This is a genomic window from Acinetobacter populi, from assembly GCF_002174125.1.
Classification (GTDB): domain Bacteria; phylum Pseudomonadota; class Gammaproteobacteria; order Pseudomonadales; family Moraxellaceae; genus Acinetobacter; species Acinetobacter populi.
Map to the genome: position 1 here is coordinate 249,301 of NZ_NEXX01000002.1, position 19,649 is coordinate 268,949.

Here is a 19,649-nt window from a genome sequence, read left to right on the forward strand (position 1 = left end):
CCTGTCTATGTTGGCAGAAACGCAAACAAAATGCGAGTGTGAATTATTTTGCTAAGACCATTTGATAATATTTCCATTGATCCCGTATTGCGTCTTCAACACTTAAGTTTGCCGACCAGTCAATTTCTTTTTTCAGCTTTTGAGTATCTGCCCCCAAGCTGGCAATTTCCGCACTTGGTGCTTCATATGGGGCAGTGGTAATGGTTGATTGTGTCACTTCTTCAACTTGTTCAATCAACTGTTTTAAACTGGTCAATTGATCACTGGCAACATTATAAGAATTTAAAAAATTCTTCTGAGTATTGGACCACAACATCAATTTATACACAGCATCCAGCACGTCCATGATATGAATATAGCTGCGTTCGGAGCTCCCATCTTGGGTATCCAGATTTTCATGGAATAGATCAAAAACGTCTTTTTGCTGTGCCGCAACCTGTAACAAATTAGGCAATACTGATTTTGGCAATAACGGTGTCCATTCTCCTAGTTGTGCATCAGTATATGCACCAATCACATTACTTAGGCGAAGATTAATGATCTGCCAAAAAGAGTCAGCCGTATAAGTATCCTGTAGAATATGTTCAATATTTTGTTGGGCACGAATATAAGGATTCTGATGCACGACATTAAAAGCCGAATCTTCCTGCCATGCAGTACCCGACTCGCCATATACTGCAATTGAGGATAGGTTGACCAGACGTTTTACCCCGGTACGTTGTAGCGTTCGCAGCACACTCATCACACAACCTAGATTATTATTATAATATTCTAAGGGACGTAAGGTTGATTCGGATAAATTTTTAAATCCGGCGGTATGGATGACATATTCAATTGGGTATTGGTCAAAGACTTTTTGCAAAACTGGCGTATTACGCACATCCAAACGAATAAAAGGAATATATAATTTCGTGATATACTCTAGCCGTTCTAATGTTTCCATTGAGGATTGTGACAAATTATCCACCAAAACCACTTCATGCCCTTTAGACATTAAATAAAGTGCAATATGGCTACCAAGATAACCTAAACCACCTGTCACTAAAATCATGCTTTTTCCTCAACCTTCAAATGAACCATTATCGTATAACTTAACAAGACCTATTTATCGAGTTTGTTTATGTTACCAACATTGTTAATCATTACTGCGCCGCCTACATCACGATTAGCATTTCATGCCTTTCAACTGGCGCAAGCAATGCAACAATCGTCACAATCATTTACAGTATTTTTTTATCAAGATGCTGTTCATGTTGCAAATCAGGATCTTTGGCGGTCAGATGATGAAATCAATCTTACCCGTCAATGGCAAAGTTTAAATATTCCCTTACCCGTATGTGTTAGTGCAGCGCTTAACCGCGGTATTAGCGATACAGAAAATGCAACAAGACATCATTTAAGTCATGCCAACCTTGCACAAGGCTTTCAGTTGATCGGCCTTGGAACGCTTGCCGAGGCAATACAGACTTCAGGTCATATTTTACAATTTTAATATGATGAACTACATATAGATGTGACGAATTCAATGGTAATTTGTGTGAAAAATGTATTAATTATTTTAACCCAGAGTGATCAAAGCCAACTCAATGTCAATGAAAGCATTGCGGCTTTGATGTTGTTTGCCAGTTTTAACATTCCCATCAGTATCTTATTTAAAGATGCCGCACTCAGTTTACTACTCACTCCGCATTATATTGATGAGTCTTTAAAGCATTTTTTAAAGCCTGCAAGCAAAATGGTAGATAGTTTTGAGTTCTATGACATCGAGAACCTTTATATTCTTGATCAAGATACAAAGCATCCACTGGTTCAAGCCAGCCACCATCATGTTCAGCCAGTTCAGCTTGATGCAACATTTATTCATCAATTTGATCATGTGATTACTTGGTAAGGTCAACAATGCAGTCCATTTCTACACTTTATATTGTACAAGCCAGCTTTGCCAGAATCGAACAATGTTTGGTTGAACTTGAACATCTGATCCAACCACAGGACGCAGTAATTTTAATGGAGGATAGTGTTTTTGCATTAAGTCTTCCTGTAGAAAATCATCCTATGGAGAAATTACAGGTATTATATGTATTGGAATCCGATGCTCATCTCATTCCTGCTCATCTATCAACACTTGTTAATATCATCAATTATGTTGATTTTGCCCAAATGGTGCAAAATGCAGAAAAAGTCATCACCTGGAAATAGAAACATTTAAGGTTATTCTCATGGTTGCGTTACAATTAGATCAAGATGGTCACTTGATCGACTATCAAATCTGGACACCGGACATTGCCAGACAAATTGCCCTTGGCCTTGATCTGGAACTGGAACCATGGCATTTTGAGATCCTGTTTGCTCTTCGAAACTTTTATTCTGAATATGGTTATGCACCTGCAACACGCCCTTTGATCAAATATTTAATCAAAACGGTCAATGCAGAAATTAGCAATCAGTTACTCATGGAGAAATTTAAAACTGGTTTGGTTGCACGTCATTTAACCCGTCTTGCCGGCCTACCAAAGCCACCAAACTGCTTATAATACATAGAGATAATAAAATATTTGAGCAATTTTGGTGAAAATGATCATCAATAAAATTGAGGTCATGAATATGGCAAAAAAGATTAAAAAAGTATAATTTCAGTTGTCCAGTTCATGACAAAATCAAAATTAAAATTTATAAATTTTGATAGTTTTAAGCATTGTTTAAAGTTAAAATAATGCGTATCTTGCTACGATCATTCGGCATTTTAGCTTAAACTTGTCGTGATCTTGATATTTTTTCATTTCTCTTGTGTGTGGAATCGCAGTTATGCAAGCGAGCATTTTAGTTGTTCATGGACCGAATTTAAATTTGCTGGGGCAACGTGAACCCGAAGTTTATGGACATGCAACACTCGAAGATATCAATAACACTTTAAAAGCAAAAGCAAGTGCTGCCAATGTAGAGATTGTAACTTTCCAAAGCAATTGGGAAGGTGCCATCATCGACCAAATTCATCAAGCCTATACGCAAGGCATTCAATTCATTATCATCAATCCTGCTGCCCTCACGCATACTTCTGTTGGAATTCGTGATGCCTTATTAGGCGTTAATATTCCTTTTATTGAAGTACATTTGTCCAATGTTCACGCACGTGAAGCATTTCGTCATCACTCCTACCTATCAGATAAAGCCGTAGCTGTGATTTGTGGACTTGGCGCATCGGGTTATGAATATGCTCTTGATTTCGCTTTGCAACGCATAAAACTGTCAACCTAATATTGCTTAAGGAACTCGACTACTATGGATATCCGTAAAATCAAAAAGCTCATTGACCTTATGATTGAGTCTGATCTACAAGCAATAGAAGTCAAAGAAGGTGATCAGTCCATCTCGCTTACCCGGCGTACACCGGTAATTGCAGGTGCTGCACCGATTGCTACCGTACCTAGTGAAGCGCCTGTGGTTAAATCTTCCCGTGGTGCCATAGAAACCGCCCCTATGGTCGGTGTATTTTATGCTGCTCCAAGTCCGGGTGAAGCACCATTTGTTAAGGTCGGTCAAACCATTTCTGCTGGTGAAAGCCTAGGCATTATCGAAGCCATGAAAATCATGAACCCGATTGAAGCAACACAAAGTGGTGTAATCGAAGAAATACTCGTTAAAAATGGAGATGTGGTGCAGTTTGGGCAGCCTTTATTCCGCTACCGTGCCTAAACCCTGAGGATGCATCCATGTTAAAAAAGATTTTAATTGCAAATCGTGGTGAGATTGCCCTGCGCATCACCCGAGCATGTAAAGCCTTGGGCATACAAACGGTTGGTGTTTATTCCGATGCCGATAAAGACCTGATGCATTTACGTTTTGTTGATGAAGCAGTCTGTATTGGTCCAAGTACCACAAGCGAAAGTTATCTGAATATTCCCGCGATTATTACCGCAGCCGAAGTCACCGGAGCTGATGCCATTCATCCGGGTTATGGCTTCTTGTCAGAAAATGCAGAATTTGCAGAAATCGTCGAGAATTCAGGCTTTACCTTTATCGGTCCACGCCCAGAACATATCCGCTTGATGGGAAATAAAGTGTCTGCCATTGTCGCCATGAAAAAGGCAGGTGTCCCTACTGTACCCGGTTGTGATCATGCAGTAACGCCACAAAATGCACTTGCAGAAGCAAAGGAAATCGGTTTTCCCTTGATCGTCAAGGCAGCCTCTGGTGGTGGCGGTCGTGGTATGCGTATTGTTGAACGTGTCGATACCCTACTGGAATCTGTACAGGCTGCTCAGCGTGATGCAGAAATGTGGTTTGGTGATGATACCGTTTATATGGAGCGCTTTTTACAAAAGCCACGTCATGTTGAAGTACAAGTTTTGGGTGATGGAAATGGCCATGCGATTCATTTGTATGACCGTGACTGTTCATTACAACGTCGTCATCAGAAAGTTCTGGAAGAAGCACCTGCGCCTGATTTACCGCCTGAAGCACGTGCCAACATTCTGGAAGCCTGTGTCAATGCCTGTAAACTGATTCAATATCGCGGTGCAGGTACATTTGAATTTTTGTATGAAGATGGCGAATTTTTCTTTATCGAAATGAATACCCGGGTTCAGGTCGAACATCCAGTAACCGAAATGGTGACAGGCATTGACATTATTGAACAACAAATCCGGGTTGCCGCAGGTCTGGGACTAGAACTGCAACAGGAAGATATTGAAGTTCGTGGACATGCGATTGAATGTCGTATCAATGCCGAAGATCCGCAAACATTTATGCCATCTGCCGGTAAAATCGAACAATATTTTGTACCTGGCGGTGCAGGTGTGCGTGTTGATTCCCATCTTTATGCAGGCTATAGCATTCCGCCGTTTTACGATTCCATGATTGCCAAACTGATTGTTCATGGCAAAAATCGTGAAACAGCCATTGCCCGATTACGTCAGGCATTGGATGAGTTTGTATTAACAGGTATCAAGACCAATATCCCATTGCATAAAAATGTCATTCTTCAGGATAAAAAATTCTGTGAAACGGCGATGGATATTCATTATCTGGAAAAACATCTGCTCAAGCCTTTTGTAAAAGAAGATAAATAATCCTTCTAATCCACCCTTTAAGTTGATGTTTTTTGACTTAGAGGGTGTTTTTTTTCTTGCTGATTTTGTGCTGAATGTACAATGAATAGCAGTATAATAAGAACCATAATGATCTATTGATTAAAACTAAACAATGCATAAACATCGCCTTAAAGTATCTTTGCAAAATTATTTTTTTCGCATTCTCACCGCAATTTTATCCTGTCATCGATTATTGACACTTCGTCGCTATATCATGAAATCTTTACCTTTCTTAAAACTCAAAAGTGAAGTACATGATGTTGTATATTTATCTTGGCTGGTAGATGTTGATCAGCTTAAAAATCATTTCCCCGATCATGTGCCATTATGGGAAAAAAACGGAAAAACAATTTTTACCATTCTCAGCTATCAGCATCAACATTTTGGCTTTGCTTTCTTTCATCGGTTAAGAAGTTTATTTCCCTCACCAAAGCAAAGTAACTGGCGTTTTTATTTAGATAGCAATACACATCCTCAAACCGTCATTTTTGAACAGGTGCTGATGGATCAATGGCTCTATATTATTGCTGGCCGTTTGTTTAGTGATGTCATGCCTGCACAGTTTTGCAAAATCTTTCAACATAACAAAGAAGACTTAAATTCCAATACTCAAATCCACACCAAAATTTTTCTGGATCAAAACTATCATCTTGAAAGCGAAATACACATAACGGATGAGAAAAAACTACCTAGCAATTGGACGACATTATTTCCAACATGGGACAGTGCAATCAATTTTCTTGTTGAGCAAAACTTTGCTTGGTCAGAATGGGTTGATCAAGCCAATCATTTTTCTCAGGGCGAGATTCATATGCCCATTGATACTAAAAATATCAAGCCTGCAAAAATCCAGACATTGATTCCACCTACTCTATTAAAGCAGTGGAATATTGCCGAGGATCAACAGCCTTTAGTTTTTGTTATTTCAAAACTTGATTTTAATGTTTTAGCCGAAAAACCACTTTAATCTAAACATATACGTTAAATACCAAGCAAGATTACGGCAATTGCTTATTTAAAGTCGCAAAACACTTTTCACCTTTATCGGTACCACAAAATTCGATTTGTTGCGGATTAATCCATTTCACAAAAAATTGCTGAATTTCACCGGTTTGGTCTTCCTGATAACCTGAACAATCTTTTTCATTATTATCATATTGAATTTGCATGATTAAAGCAGGCAATTGTTCACTGCGATTATTGGGAACCTGATATTGATATTGTCCAATTGACCACTCTTTATCACTTTTAATCACCACTTCATTATTGCCCCGAAAATTATAATATTCGGTACATTGACGATTATTCGGAATTTTCATGCCCCATTGCCCTAAAATTTCCGGACGGGTAATGACCTGAATTGTATTCTCATTTGTACTTGGTGTGAGAACAGCCGAATCATCTGCATTTGCATTGTCTTGTTGCGGTGCTGCGGATGTTTGTGCCAAAAGCATCGTTGAGGTGAGCAAGCAAGATATTGTTAAAATAAATGTTTTCATAGATCGTTTAGATAACAACTGTATTTCCAGTAAATTAGCACACTTTCGTAGAAAATACCTATGCATTAACGATATATAACAATCCAGACGAATCTCTTCATTATCCCTTTTAATGACAAGCCTAGAGCAGCTATAAAGTACGGTACAGCATAGATTATATTTCAGATGATTACGCAACTATCCAGTCGGACTGACTTTATCATGGAATCAACACAACACATGGTAAAGGCTCGTATCAAGCCAATCAGCATCACTTTTATAGCGCTATGTTTTTACTCGCTCTACACGGAATAAATGAATAGAATTTCTAAATCAAATTTAACGACGAGAATCCACTTCATAATGTGGCTCTTGTGCCAACACATGAATAAATGGCAATGTGGTGTTTTCTGTCAGAAGATAAGGATTAAATTCATCCAGATGATAATCTTCAAAAAAATCTTTAATATTTTTATTCACCGGAGCAAACTTCATACTCCATTGATCAAATAACAAAGTATCAATATCCTCTGCATACAATATCTCACAATGATGATGACGAGGATCTTTTAGGATCTTCTGATAAAATAAATGCTCTACAACGGGTTTATCTCCTTCTAGACATTGAACAAAAAATCCATGGCCATAATACAACACACCTGTAATATTATTCTCGGAATTGAATGCGACGGCTTCACTAATAATATCCATTAACACCGGATCCAGTGTTTGCCAAGCTTGCTGTGCTTTACTGACATAGAGTAATCGGTGTTTCATTTTCTCCCCCTTAATATAAATTTTCTTTCAAGTAATTAATGATTTAAGGCATTAGAATAAAGCTAAAATCATATTGCATCTGTCGTCATGTTGTAATTCTGTATGCAACGACAATGATGTATTAAGACAAAATCACCTCAACCATCAAAAAATATTGTAGCAGCTCTTATCGTTTCTTACCCAAGCATTTTAATCAGTTTCTTTCTAGGTATTTTTATTGCTTTCGGATATACTGAGCTCAGTATGAGATGAGCCTTATATAGTTTATTGCTAGATCAATGAACGACTAAGCCCTTTGCTTTTAGCAAGGGCTTTTTTATTGTCATCTCAAACAGAATCAAAACGCACTCAAAAGAACGACCATAGTGTATTTTGATCCTTATCATTTAAAATAAAGGTACGGTCTTGATCATCTCTGACCACCACATGATCATTCGAGATCATCATGACTTTTAATAAAGTCCCTTTTTCATAGACCAGATCAGAAAATCCTGCCTTACTCAGCACCAATTGTTGATTTAACAATACCAAGCCATTTTCTTCAGACATAAATTCTCCACGTCCTCATCAAAAGTTTAAAATTCTTTGCGCAGCCGCCATTAAAAAACATTTCTTTGCTAATATCTATAAACAATATTAGATAAAATGCTGTATTCTCGTATCTATTCGATTACATAACATTACAATACCCGATGATTCAATGGCTAAAAACGATAGCGCCAAAACAATCGTATAGATTGCCCGCGATCATAGGGAAATGCAGATAAATACTCATAACCCCAACTTTGATTATGACTGACACGAAACTCCATACCATAACCAAGCGAGATGGATAAATCAGACAGTGTTAATTGTTCCATTTGTGTTGGACTAAATTTACTCGTGGCATGTTCAAAATTATATTGGGTTTTATTATAAATACGAAAATGATCATTCTGGAAAAAATCATTTTGTAGAAAGCTATGTTCTTCAAGCGGTTGATCCTCTCCCACATACCGTTGTTTTTTCTGCAACTCAAGTTGGCTTAGATCATCTGGAAAACCATTGCTCTCTTCGGCAATCATCTGCTGTTCAGACACCGCAAAAAAATCTGGTAAGCGACTCATTTCAGCCCAGACCATACCACTAAATAAAAATACACCATATCCTACGATGATACGCATCAAATCACTGATTCCATATTTTTTTATTTCTCAGAAACATTGTACTTTAAATAAAAAAGGTAGCCTAGACTACCTTACAAAATTAACTTTTATGGCCAAAGCCTTGGCACTTTTTAAAGTTTCAGCCCTAAGCCAATCCAAGTAATGCAACTGCCGCGGCACAGGCTGCCACCATTTTATCGCCATAAGGTACATAACGACGAATCACTTCGCCCAACCCCAGACCAGCAAGATAAATCAAAGCCATTGCCACAATCATACCACTGGCGACATAAACTGCATTGCCGGAATGCGCCAACTCATACCCATGCGCTGCACCATGAAACATGGTTAAACCGATGGCAGATATTGCCAACAAGACTTGATGACGCACACATAAAGCCACGGCAAGTACGATCAAAGAGGCCACAATACCATATTCAAACGTTGCAGCAAAAATCCCCTGCATGCCCAATACAAAACCAAAAGATAATGCCATGATAAAAGCAATCACCCCAGTAATTTTCCATTGTTTGGCAAATTTTGAAAACAATACTCCCAATGCAATGGCCATCATTAAATGATCCAGTCCGGTAAAAGGGTGAATAAAGCCAGCCATAAAACCTGAATGCGCACTTTCATGACCGGGATGTGCCATTGCCAGCGTCGGCAGAGTAAGTAATACACCTGCCAAAATTTTTGTTTTTAAATGATGCATATACTTTCTCCTAACCTTTGAGTAAGCCTTGTTTTTCAATAAACTGAATAATGTCCTGCAAACCATCTTCAGTTTTCATATTAGAGAAGATAAAAGGTTTATCTCCACGCATACGTTTTGCATCCTGATCCATCACATCCAGATTCGCACCGACCATGGGCGCAAGATCAGTTTTATTGATGATCAACAAATCAGATTTGGTAATGCCGGGGCCACCCTTACGTGGAATTTTTTCGCCACCACCAACATCAATCACATATAAGGTCAGATCAGAAAGCTCAGGACTAAATGTTGCTGCCAGATTATCACCACCGCTTTCAATGATAATTAATTCCAGTCCATCAAATTTTTCACATAAATCATCAATCGCTGCCAGATTGATAGATGCATCTTCACGAATAGCTGTGTGTGGACAGCCACCTGTTTCCACGCCCACGATACGTTCAGGCGACATCGCTTCATTACGGGTTAAAAAATTTGAATCTTCTTTGGTATAAATATCATTGGTCACAACTGCCATATTGTATTTATCACGTAATGCACGGCATAAATTTAGCGTCAGGGCTGTTTTACCTGACCCTACCGGACCACCGATTCCTACACGTAACGGACTACGTTCTGACATCTCTCATTCCTTCTTTATGATCTAAATAATCTTGAATATTGTGTTTCATGCTGCATACTCAGCATTGCATAACGTGGTAAAGCACTACTCATCTGTTGATCTTCAAGTTGCAGCGCACGTTCAATGGCATCCGGGACACGTTGATGCATATGCCATAGAATCCTTTGTCCGCTCATTTGGCCAAGCGGAACTGTTTTTACCGCAGCCAATACCTGATTTTCCAGTACGGTAAAGGTATATGCAGTCAACACATCTGCAACATCGAGCTGTAAACGGCCACATAACTGGGCATAGACAGGTACAAACCCCAATTGTTTTTTGACCGTGACCGGCATTTTCAATACATCTTTAATCCATGCATTCAAGGAAAATGCCAATTGTTGTGACTCTGCTAATAACTCTTTACTTTCACGGCTGGCCTTATACATATTGGCCCAATATAAAAATTGTGCATCATCAGCATGGCTTTGCAGCATACGTTTTAAAATCGGCAATTCAAAACGCAGCAACAACATCTCCAATACTTCCTCGAAATAGGCAATACTGCTTGCTTCATCATGTAGCAAACCAATTTCGATAGCCGTCTCAACCCCTTGTGAATAGCAATAGGCGCCCACAGGTAATGCTGTTGAAGATAAAGCCAGCAGTTTTAATAACTGTGTTGCATTAATTGACATGATGCAATGATTTAATCGGACTTAAACGATGATCATGGCTGTGCTGTGCATAAGCACCGCTTTCCGGTTCAAACGGATGCTCAACCTCATAAACCTCCAGACCCAAGCCCTTCACCATTTCTGCCAGCACATGGTCTGGTTCGAAATATAAAGCAAATGGCGTCAGCATTAACGGCACATGACGATTCCCTAGATGATAGGCAGCTTTTAACAATTCAAAATCTGTTTTGGCCCGGATTTGCATTAATTTTTCAGCTTTGGCATCAATACGTAATACTTCCCCGTCTTGCGTTGCAATAAAAGAACCACCTCGTAAAATACCAGTACGGGGTAAATCTGCACCAATATCGGTACCATCATTTAATGTCGCGCGAAAACGGGATTTCTGCCGGGTATCAAAAGTTAATTCAAGCGTTTTAAATTGCTGATCAGATTCCACCGATTCAAGTCGTTGGGTATAAATTTTCATAGGATTAACCATGTTTAAAACAAGAAATATCGTTGTGCCATCGGTAACACTTCCGCTGGCTCGCATGTTAATAACTGACCATCAGCACGTACTTCATAAGTTTCCGGATGCACATCCATCACAGGCGTATAGGTATTATGTTTCATATCTTTTTTGCTGATATTACGGGTATTTTTACATGGACTAATCATTTTTTTCAGCCCCAGTTTCTCCGGCACCCCATCATCAATGGCATATTGTGATAAGAAGGTAAAGCAGGTGCGATGTACACCGCGCGGGAACGCGCCAAACATTGGCCGATAATGGACAGGCTGTGGTGTTGGAATAGAGGCATTAATATCCCCCATCGGTGCGGCTGCAATCATGCCGCCTTTAATGATCATTGAAGGTTTCACTCCAAAAAATGCTGGCTTCCATAGCACCAGATCAGCAAGTTTACCTTCTTCAACCGAACCCACTTCATGGCTTAAGCCATGGGTAATCGCCGGATTGATGGTATATTTGGCAATATAGCGTTTCACCCGCTGATTATCATGTTGTGCTGCATCACCTTCTAAAGCACCACGTTGTATTTTCATTTTATGTGCTGTTTGCCAGGTACGAATAATCACTTCACCAACTCGACCCATTGCCTGTGAGTCCGAGGACATCATGGCAATTGCACCCAAATCCTGCAAAATATCTTCGGCAGCAATGGTTTCCCGACGGATACGACTTTCAGCAAAAGCCACATCTTCGGCAATGGCTGGATCAAGATGGTGACACACCATCAGCATATCCAGATGCTCGTCAATGGTATTGACGGTATATGGACGAGTCGGATTGGTTGAAGATGGCAACACATTGGCTTGTCCAATGGCTTTTAAAATGTCCGGTGCATGTCCACCACCTGCACCTTCGGTATGATAAGTATGAATCGTACGATTTTTAAAAGCAGCCAGTGTTTCTTCCAAAAAGCCGCTTTCATTTAAAGTATCAGTATGAATCGCCACCTGTACATCAAACTCTTCGGCAACACTTAGACAGTTATCAATTGCTGCTGGCGTTGAACCCCAGTCTTCATGCAATTTTAGACCAACCACACCAGCTTTGATTTGTTCACGTACTGGTTCAGGCAAGCTTAAATTACCTTTACCAAGTAAACCAATATTCATCGGTAAATCATCAATCGCTTGTAACATAGTGCCAATATGCCAAGGTCCCGGTGTTACAGTTGTCGCAGAAGTGCCAGCAGCCGGTCCTGTACCACCACCAATCATGGTGGTTACACCCGACATCAAAGCAGTTTCAACCTGCTGTGGACAAATCCAGTGTATATGTGTATCAATCCCGCCAGCAGTCAGAATTTGCCCTTCTCCAGCGATTACTTCCGTCGCGGCACCTAATGGAATGGTAATATCAGGTTGAATATCCGGGTTACCAGCTTTACCAATTTTCCAGATTCGACCATTTTTTAATCCTACATCGGCTTTAACAATGCCCCACCAATCGACAATTAAAGCATTGGTAATCACGGTATCGGCCACTTCATCTGCGAGGAGTTGTGATTGTCCCATACCATCACGAATTACCTTACCACCGCCAAATTTGACTTCTTCGCCATAGGTGGTCAGGTCTTTTTCCACCTCAATAAACAGTTCGGTATCGGCAAGACGAACCCGATCGCCAACAGTTGGACCAAACATTTCGCTATAAGCTTTACGTGATATTTTAATAGTCATATCTTTATTACACCACCTAACTATAATTTCTAATGAATGAGTCTAATTCTCTTAGTTTTTCAATAACTAAACTAATAAGATCAAACGGCAAAGAAAATGTTGTCTTAAATTCCGTAACAACAATATGATTATTTATAAATGATTGTTTCCTCATTTTAACATCAATCATAAATGCCTCCATACGTGAATAAAATACAAGTTCTAAATCATCTTGAGTTAATGCGTTGAGCTTGATCTGATCATCAGAATATTGTCTCAGCAGTTTTAATTGTGTAATCACCTGTTCAATCTCTGCAGGAAATAAATACACATCTATCGCCATTGAAAAAGTATGATTATTTTCAACTCGACAATGAGTGTATAAATCCGAATCGCAAGTAATTGGATCAAATGCTAAATATTGTTGATCATAGTTGATTAAAACAATCTGCATATTCATTCCAAAAAATTAATCCAGCTTACCCATCACTCGTGCAGCAAAACCGTAGACTTCTCGTTTGCCTGCCAAGGCCACCAGTTCAACATCTCTCACCTGCCCCGGTTCAAACCGTACCGCAGTACCCGCGGCAATATTTAGCCGAAAACCTTTGGCTGCATCACGATCAAATGCTAACGCATCATTGGCTTCAAAAAAATGAAAATGTGAACCGACCTGAATCGGACGATCGCCAGTATTGGCAACACTTAAGCGTAAGGTTTCCCGACCATCATTGAGTTCAATCTCTGTATCAGGCGTGATAATTTCACCAGGAATCATGATCTACTCCTTTAAACAATTGGCTGATGAACAGTCACCAGTTTTGAACCATCCGGAAAAGTTGCTTCGACTTGCACTTCGGCAATCATTTCTGCCACACCATCCATCACATCTGCACGGGTCAATAAGGTGGTCCCGTAGTGCATTAATTCGGCCACAGTCATACCATCTCGGGCACCTTCCAGCAAGGCTGCCGAAATAAAAGCAATCGCTTCGGGATAATTCAACTTTAAACCCCGTGCCTTACGACGTTCTGCCACCAGTCCGGCAGTAAAAATCAGCATTTTATCTTTTTCGGTGGGATTGAGTTCCATATCTCGTTCCTAAATCGCAATAGCGTTTGTTTATAAAAAGGATTAAGCAAAATATATGCTCAAACATAGCATATATTTTTTATCTGTTTTGAAAATATAAGATTTTGCGTTATGTCCGCCAGATTCGGGGAAACTCTTCCTCCAGTCCATACCAGTAATTTCTTAAACGGGCACGAATTGCAGCAAAGGCATCATGGCATTGTCTGGCATCATCACCCAGAAATCTGGCACATAACACATCATCCAGCAAGGTGATGCGTACTGGTAAATCCATACGCATTAACAATTCGCGAACTAACTCCAGCTGCTGTTCTAGATCAATACTGGCGCGAAACTGTTCCGGTGCCACAGCCCATAAACTGCCCATCACGGCGTTGCCATTCATGCCCAGACACGAGTTTAAAAAGCGGTCATTACCCGTAAAATTTAATACATCAGAAACCAGCAACTTATCATTTCTCAACAATTTAAAATGATTATGATAAGCACCTTGTGCAAAGGTTTCAGCTCTGGCCTGACGCCCGATAACCAGCATATCCCAGCCAATAAAACTGGCTTTTTGTTCCAGATGAACGATAGTTTCAGAATGCGCGTTGGCACCATCAAATAACATGGTTTCCTGTGGTAACCATTCCAAAATGGCATCGTCTTTTACCGTTAAATAAATATGCTGGTGGGCTGCCTTGGCATTGCTGCGATACCATTTCCCTGCACCGGGCGTAGTAATCACTGCATGTGCATGTTGACTGGCTTGTATCTCAAAAGTTAGATGATCCCCGCCAGCAATTCCGGCAGGTGGATGCACCAAAATCGCATGACAAACGCCGGTTTTCTCCGGCCATAACATTTTTTGCACCCGAATAGGACCATGATGTTTTCTATGCACCATAATGGTACGTTGATCACGGTAAATAAAACCTAGCTCTAGCCGTGCAAACCATTGTTGTGCATCTTGTTGCTTTATTGCCAAGCCATTGCTCATACCACTCTCATTTTTAGATCATTTTTCACTATTCATCATGATAAGCAATTATTGCACCTAAAAATATCGCGATAGAGATATAACGCACAATCAATGTTCAAATGAGTATGATTTGATAATGTATGTCATCTAAGAATAGATATATTAATTTAAAAATAACAGGCTTATTACGATCATCGTATCTTATGATGCTGTAATTTTTGACCAATAAAAAACGAGCTATAGAAATAGCTCGTTTTTTATCCAAAATAAACCAAGTCTATGATGGAAGAATGAACATATTTTAACGATTGTTAAAATGGGAGTAATCGTCGTCATTAAAATTCGGCGTATAATCATCATCAAGATGTTGTAAATGTTCGTGCATGGCACGCTCGTGTTGAATCCGTTGATAGATTTCTTCACGATGAACAGATACTTCCTTTGGTGCGTTTACACCAATACGGACTTGATTACCTTTAACGCCTAATACGGTTACGCTCACCTGATCACCGATCATAAGAGTTTCACCAACACGACGAGTCAAAATTAGCATACTGCCTCCTTGCTAAATGTGCTTCATTCGCTGTTGAACGGCAAATTATTTACAAAACATCATTAAACTTCTTTTGCACAACCGCTTAAATGTGTTTGTAAACAGTTCTGTCTGACAAATATAACAGAGCCACTATATAAAGATAGTGGCTGCTTGTCAGGCAAAGGTCAAATAAATTGCAAATTTATGTATCACAAATGCCTATTTTTTAAGCACGCGCGCTACTTTCACCATGTTCACGGTCTAAACCAAAGGCTGTATGTAATGAACGAACCGCAAGTTCCAGATAATTTTCTTCGATCAAAACAGAGATTTTGATTTCTGAAGTTGAGATCATCAGGATATTAATGCCTTCATCTGCCAGTGCAGTAAACATTTTGCTAGCCACACCTGCATGTGAACGCATACCGACACCGACGATAGATACTTTGACAATATCATCACGGGTTGCAACTTCACGGGCACCGATTTTTGCTGCAGTTTCTTCCAGAATTTTTTTGGCTTTGGCAATGTCACCACGATTTACAGTGAAGGTAAAATCGGTAGTACCATCTTCTTCAACATTCTGGATAATCATATCCACTTCAACATTTGCCGCACCAATCGGTGACAAAATTTTTGAAGCAATACCCGGTTCATCAGGTACACCCAGAATCGTTAATTTGGCTTCGTCACGGTTAAATGCAATACCTGAGATAATTGGTTGTTCCATAGTGTCTTCCGCTTCAGTCGTGATCAGTGTACCCACTGTTTGTTTAAATGTTTCGTCAAATGCACCATCATCGTCATTATCAAAACTGGATAAGACCCGTAAAGGTACCTGATATTTGCCTGCAAATTCAACCGAACGAATTTGAAGTACTTTTGAACCCAGAGATGCCATTTCCAGCATTTCTTCAAACGAAATACGATCCACTTTTTTGGCTTTTGGTGCAACACGAGGGTCTGTGGTATAAACACCATCGACATCAGTATAAATCTGGCATTCATCGGCTTTAAGCGCAGCAGCAAGTGCAACACCAGTGGTATCAGAACCACCACGGCCCAGTGTCGTGGTATTACCCTGATCATCAACACCCTGGAAACCTGCAACAACCAGCACACGACCGGCATTTAAATCCTGCGTCATGGCATCGGTATCAATTGCTTCAATACGTGCCTTGGTAAATGCCATATCGGTATGAATACCCACCTGACGGCCTGTCAGTGATTTTGCTTCAACACCAATCGAATTAAGCGCCATTGCCAGCATTGCAATCGTTACTTGTTCGCCCGTAGAAACCATTTGATCAAGCTCGCGTGGATCTGGGGTTTCAGTAATTGCCTTGGCAAGGGCAAGCAAGCGGTTGGTTTCACCACTCATTGCAGACACCACCACAACCACTTGATGTCCGTGATCATGCCAGCGTTTGACACGACGAGCCACATTTAAAATGCGCTCGGGTGTACCCATTGAAGTTCCACCGTATTTCTGAACGATTAATGCCATAGTTGTTCCATATTAGCCATCATGCAAATCTGTTTTGCATCAGTTACACAAAAATGAAGTCGATTATTTTGCAAGCCATTGTGTCAGGCTTGTCATTACAGCGTCTAACTTCTCGTTAAGTGGTGCACCACCTTGTGCCAGATCAGGTTTACCACCACCTTTACCACCAAGTTCAGCAGCCAAATGTTTGATAATATCGCCTGCTTTCACCACAGCCTGATGCTCTTTCGCCACCGAAGCAATTAAGCTCACTTTATCGGCATCCACACCTGCCAGCACAATCACTGCATTATCCAGTTTAGATTTGACACTGTCATGTAAATGACGCAGTGATTTTGCATCTGCCTGCACTTGTGCAATCAGGGTACGACGACCTGCAATCTCTTGTACTTGGCCAAGTAATTCACTGGCTTGGAAATTGGCCAATTTCTGATTCAGTTGCTCAAGCTGTTTTTGCAGTTGTGCTGCATGTTCTGCTGTTGCCTGAACTTTTTCAAGCGTTTGTTCTTTTTGTGCTTTTAAGATCGCATTAATACTGTTAATTGTCGCATCTGCTTTCTGGATCACATCAACAGCTTTGGTACCGGTCACAGCTTCGATACGACGGATACCAGCAGCAACGCCACCTTCGGAAATAATTTTAAATAAACCGATATCACCCGTACGTTTGACATGAATACCACCACATAGCTCAATCGAGAATGGAATCTCATTGCTTACTGTGCCCATGGTCAGTACACGTACTGTTTCGCCATATTTTTCACCAAACAGCATCATGGCACCTTTGGCTTTAGCCGATTCAATATCCAGAATTTCAGTTTGTACAGGACTATTGGCAATCACTTCACGATTAACCAGCCGTTCGATTTCCTGTAATTGTTCAAATGTCACAGGCTGATCATTGGCAAAGTCAAAACGTAATAGATCAGAAGCGACCAGTGAACCTTTTTGCTGCACATGCGTACCTAATACTTGACGCAATGCGGCATGCAGTAAGTGTGTGGCGGAATGGTTGCGGGAAATTGCTGCACGCAAATCAGCCTTGACAATGGCTTTAACCGGTTGAGTAACTTTCAGATTACCCATGGTCACAACACCTTGATGAACAAAGGCACTGCCTGATTTTTTGGTATCCTGAACCTCAAAAATCCCGGTATCATTTTTGAATAGACCGGTATCACCAATTTGACCACCACTCTCGGCATAAAATGGCGTCTGACTTAAAATGATTAAGGCTTCATCACCTTCTGAAACTTCATCCACTTGCTCGCCATCTTTGTAAATGGCAACAATTTGTCCCTGACCCTGTGTGGCATCATAGCCATCGAACTGGGTTGCACCTTCAACTTTAACAATACTGTTATAATCTACATTGAATTTGCCAGCATCACGAGCACGTTGACGTTGGGCTGCCATTTCACGTTCAAAACCGACTTCATCAATACTTAAATCACGTTCGCGGGCAATATCTGCGGTTAAATCTGTCGGGAAACCGTAAGTATCATAGAGTTTAAAGACAACTTCACCCGGAATCACTTTACTTTTTAATTGTGCCAATTCCCCTTCCAGCAGTTTCAGACCTTGCTCTAGGGTTTTGGCAAATTGTTCTTCTTCCTTAATTAATGTCGCTTCAATACGATCCTGATTGGCAGCAAGTTCAGGATAAGCTTGTCCCATGACTTCAATCAATGGTTGCAACATTTTATAGAAGAATGTACCACTTGCACCGAGTTTATTACCATGGCGTACTGCACGGCGAATAATACGACGCAAAACATAGCCACGACCTTCATTAGAAGGATTAACACCATCGGCAATCAGGAAGCAACAGGAACGGGCATGATCGGCTAGAACACGTAACGAAGGCTGACCTTCATCTTGGATACCCACAATCTCGGCAGCAGCTTTTAACAAGTATTGGAACAAATCGATGTCATAGTTGGAATTGACATGCTGTAATACCGCGGAAATACGCTCAAGTCCCATACCGGTATCAACCGAAGGTGCTGGCAACGCGTGTAATACACCATCAGCAGTACGGTTAAACTGCATAAAGACGTTATTCCAGATTTCGATATAACGGTCGCCATCTTCTTCCGGCGTGCCCGGTAAACCGCCCCAGATATGATCACCGTGATCATAAAAAATTTCCGAACATGGACCACAAGGACCGGTATCACCCATCGCCCAGAAATTATCTGAGGCGTATTTTTCGCCTTTATTATCACCAATACGAATAATACGTTCTGCCGCCAGACCGACTTCCTTATTCCAGATATCAAAAGCTTCATCATCAGTATGATAAACCGTGACATACAATTTATCTTTATCTAGACCTAGCCATTGCTCAGAGGTCAGAAATTCCCAGGCATAGGTAATTGCTTCACGTTTGAAGTAATCGCCAAATGAGAAGTTACCCAACATTTCAAAGAAAGTATGATGGCGTGCGGTATAACCGACATTATCCAGATCGTTATGCTTACCGCCTGCGCGCACACATTTTTGTGAAGTGGTGGCACGGGTATAATCACGTTTTTCCAGCCCCAAAAAACAGTCTTTAAACTGATTCATACCGGCATTGGTAAACAATAAGGTTGGATCATTGGCAGGTACGAGTGAACTCGACGCGACACGTGTATGACCTTTGGTTTCAAAGAAATGCAAAAAGGCTTCACGAATTTCAGCGGACGTCATAAAACGTGTACTCACAACAAGTCACTCCATACAAATATTAGTGGCGTATGATTCAATGCACACCTAATGCACCAGCTTGAATCATTGGCTTTAAGATTAAGGCGACAAATTATAGCGAAGTTTTACCCTTAGACCAATGTTTTTACAGATTTAAGCAAATTAAATTATTCGGCAAAATATT

25 protein-coding genes are annotated in these 19,649 nt (G+C 40.4%); 8 read left to right on the forward strand and 17 right to left on the reverse strand.

Annotated elements, in window-relative coordinates:
• Positions 1–43: 43 nt before the first annotated feature.
• Complete coding sequence (locus CAP51_RS07325; RefSeq protein ID WP_087620100.1) at positions 44–1,051, reverse strand: NAD-dependent epimerase/dehydratase family protein; 1,008 nt, start codon at positions 1,049–1,051, stop codon at positions 44–46.
• Positions 1,052–1,120: 69 nt separating this feature from the next.
• Here CAP51_RS07325 and tusD point away from each other — a divergent pair, with 69 nt between their 5' ends.
• From tusD to CAP51_RS07365, 8 genes are all read left to right on the forward strand, one after another.
• Positions 1,121–1,492, forward strand: a complete 372-nt coding sequence (gene tusD, locus CAP51_RS07330) for a sulfurtransferase complex subunit TusD (RefSeq protein WP_087620101.1) — start codon at positions 1,121–1,123, stop codon at positions 1,490–1,492.
• Positions 1,493–1,537: 45 nt separating this feature from the next.
• Positions 1,538–1,891: a hypothetical protein gene (locus CAP51_RS07335; protein WP_087620427.1), complete on the forward strand. Its 354-nt coding sequence runs from the start codon at positions 1,538–1,540 to the stop codon at positions 1,889–1,891.
• An 8-nt stretch (positions 1,892–1,899) separates the two neighbouring features.
• Positions 1,900–2,199: a DsrH/TusB family sulfur metabolism protein gene (locus tag CAP51_RS07340; RefSeq protein WP_087620102.1), complete on the forward strand. Its 300-nt coding sequence runs from the start codon at positions 1,900–1,902 to the stop codon at positions 2,197–2,199.
• 20 nt (positions 2,200–2,219) lie between these two features.
• Positions 2,220–2,534: a TusE/DsrC/DsvC family sulfur relay protein gene (locus CAP51_RS07345; RefSeq protein ID WP_087620103.1), complete on the forward strand. Its 315-nt coding sequence runs from the start codon at positions 2,220–2,222 to the stop codon at positions 2,532–2,534.
• Between the two features lie 271 nt (positions 2,535–2,805).
• Positions 2,806–3,255, forward strand: a complete 450-nt coding sequence (gene aroQ / locus CAP51_RS07350; protein ID WP_087620104.1) for a type II 3-dehydroquinate dehydratase — start codon at positions 2,806–2,808, stop codon at positions 3,253–3,255.
• A 24-nt stretch (positions 3,256–3,279) separates the two neighbouring features.
• Positions 3,280–3,693, forward strand: a complete 414-nt coding sequence (locus tag CAP51_RS07355) for an acetyl-CoA carboxylase biotin carboxyl carrier protein (RefSeq protein ID WP_087620105.1) — start codon at positions 3,280–3,282, stop codon at positions 3,691–3,693.
• A gap of 17 nt (positions 3,694–3,710) precedes the next feature.
• Complete coding sequence (gene accC, locus CAP51_RS07360; RefSeq protein ID WP_087620106.1) at positions 3,711–5,069, forward strand: acetyl-CoA carboxylase biotin carboxylase subunit; 1,359 nt, start codon at positions 3,711–3,713, stop codon at positions 5,067–5,069.
• 235 nt (positions 5,070–5,304) lie between these two features.
• Complete coding sequence (locus CAP51_RS07365; RefSeq protein WP_342744246.1) at positions 5,305–6,057, forward strand: DUF2071 domain-containing protein; 753 nt, start codon at positions 5,305–5,307, stop codon at positions 6,055–6,057.
• Between the two features lie 31 nt (positions 6,058–6,088).
• Here the strand turns inward: CAP51_RS07365 and CAP51_RS07370 are convergent, their stop codons facing one another.
• The 16 genes from CAP51_RS07370 to alaS form a co-directional block, all read right to left on the reverse strand.
• Positions 6,089–6,613, reverse strand: a complete 525-nt coding sequence (locus CAP51_RS07370; RefSeq protein WP_425426776.1) for a hypothetical protein — start codon at positions 6,611–6,613, stop codon at positions 6,089–6,091.
• Between the two features lie 294 nt (positions 6,614–6,907).
• Positions 6,908–7,345 (reverse strand): BLUF domain-containing protein, encoded by a 438-nt coding sequence (locus tag CAP51_RS07375; RefSeq protein ID WP_087620109.1) that lies wholly within the window; start codon positions 7,343–7,345, stop codon positions 6,908–6,910.
• Between the two features lie 348 nt (positions 7,346–7,693).
• Positions 7,694–7,894 carry a hypothetical protein gene (locus CAP51_RS07380; protein WP_087620110.1) on the reverse strand — a complete coding sequence of 67 codons (201 nt, stop codon included), beginning with the start codon at positions 7,892–7,894 and terminating at the stop codon, positions 7,694–7,696.
• Between the two features lie 155 nt (positions 7,895–8,049).
• Positions 8,050–8,508, reverse strand: coding sequence for a hypothetical protein (locus CAP51_RS07385; RefSeq protein WP_087620111.1), 459 nt, complete (start codon positions 8,506–8,508; stop codon positions 8,050–8,052).
• A 127-nt stretch (positions 8,509–8,635) separates the two neighbouring features.
• Complete coding sequence (locus CAP51_RS07390; RefSeq protein WP_087620112.1) at positions 8,636–9,205, reverse strand: HupE/UreJ family protein; 570 nt, start codon at positions 9,203–9,205, stop codon at positions 8,636–8,638.
• Between the two features lie 10 nt (positions 9,206–9,215).
• Positions 9,216–9,830: an urease accessory protein UreG gene (gene ureG, locus CAP51_RS07395; protein ID WP_087620113.1), complete on the reverse strand. Its 615-nt coding sequence runs from the start codon at positions 9,828–9,830 to the stop codon at positions 9,216–9,218.
• Positions 9,831–9,844: 14 nt separating this feature from the next.
• On the reverse strand, positions 9,845–10,507 hold the full coding sequence (locus tag CAP51_RS07400) for an urease accessory protein UreF (RefSeq protein WP_087620114.1): 663 nt from the start codon (positions 10,505–10,507) through the stop codon (positions 9,845–9,847).
• On the reverse strand, positions 10,497–10,976 hold the full coding sequence (gene ureE, locus CAP51_RS07405) for an urease accessory protein UreE (RefSeq protein WP_087620115.1): 480 nt from the start codon (positions 10,974–10,976) through the stop codon (positions 10,497–10,499). The genes CAP51_RS07400 and ureE overlap by 11 nt, the downstream gene beginning before the upstream one ends.
• Positions 10,977–10,990: 14 nt before the next feature.
• Positions 10,991–12,691, reverse strand: coding sequence for an urease subunit alpha (ureC, locus tag CAP51_RS07410; protein WP_087620428.1), 1,701 nt, complete (start codon positions 12,689–12,691; stop codon positions 10,991–10,993).
• Positions 12,692–12,713: 22 nt separating this feature from the next.
• A complete protein-coding gene (locus tag CAP51_RS07415) occupies positions 12,714–13,130 on the reverse strand; it encodes a hypothetical protein (protein WP_087620116.1) in 417 nt (138 codons plus the stop codon).
• 15 nt (positions 13,131–13,145) lie between these two features.
• Entirely contained in the window at positions 13,146–13,454 is a 309-nt protein-coding gene (locus CAP51_RS07420; protein ID WP_087620117.1) for an urease subunit beta, read from the reverse strand.
• Positions 13,455–13,465: 11 nt separating this feature from the next.
• Entirely contained in the window at positions 13,466–13,768 is a 303-nt protein-coding gene (ureA, locus tag CAP51_RS07425) for an urease subunit gamma (RefSeq protein ID WP_087620118.1), read from the reverse strand.
• 109 nt (positions 13,769–13,877) lie between these two features.
• Positions 13,878–14,750, reverse strand: coding sequence for an urease accessory protein UreD (locus CAP51_RS07430; RefSeq protein WP_087620119.1), 873 nt, complete (start codon positions 14,748–14,750; stop codon positions 13,878–13,880).
• 283 nt (positions 14,751–15,033) lie between these two features.
• A complete protein-coding gene (csrA, locus tag CAP51_RS07435; protein WP_087620120.1) occupies positions 15,034–15,285 on the reverse strand; it encodes a carbon storage regulator CsrA in 252 nt (83 codons plus the stop codon).
• Between the two features lie 208 nt (positions 15,286–15,493).
• Positions 15,494–16,774 carry an aspartate kinase gene (locus tag CAP51_RS07440; protein WP_087620121.1) on the reverse strand — a complete coding sequence of 427 codons (1,281 nt, stop codon included), beginning with the start codon at positions 16,772–16,774 and terminating at the stop codon, positions 15,494–15,496.
• A 63-nt stretch (positions 16,775–16,837) separates the two neighbouring features.
• Positions 16,838–19,468 (reverse strand): alanine--tRNA ligase, encoded by a 2,631-nt coding sequence (alaS, locus tag CAP51_RS07445; protein ID WP_087620122.1) that lies wholly within the window; start codon positions 19,466–19,468, stop codon positions 16,838–16,840.
• Positions 19,469–19,649: the final 181 nt, after the last annotated feature.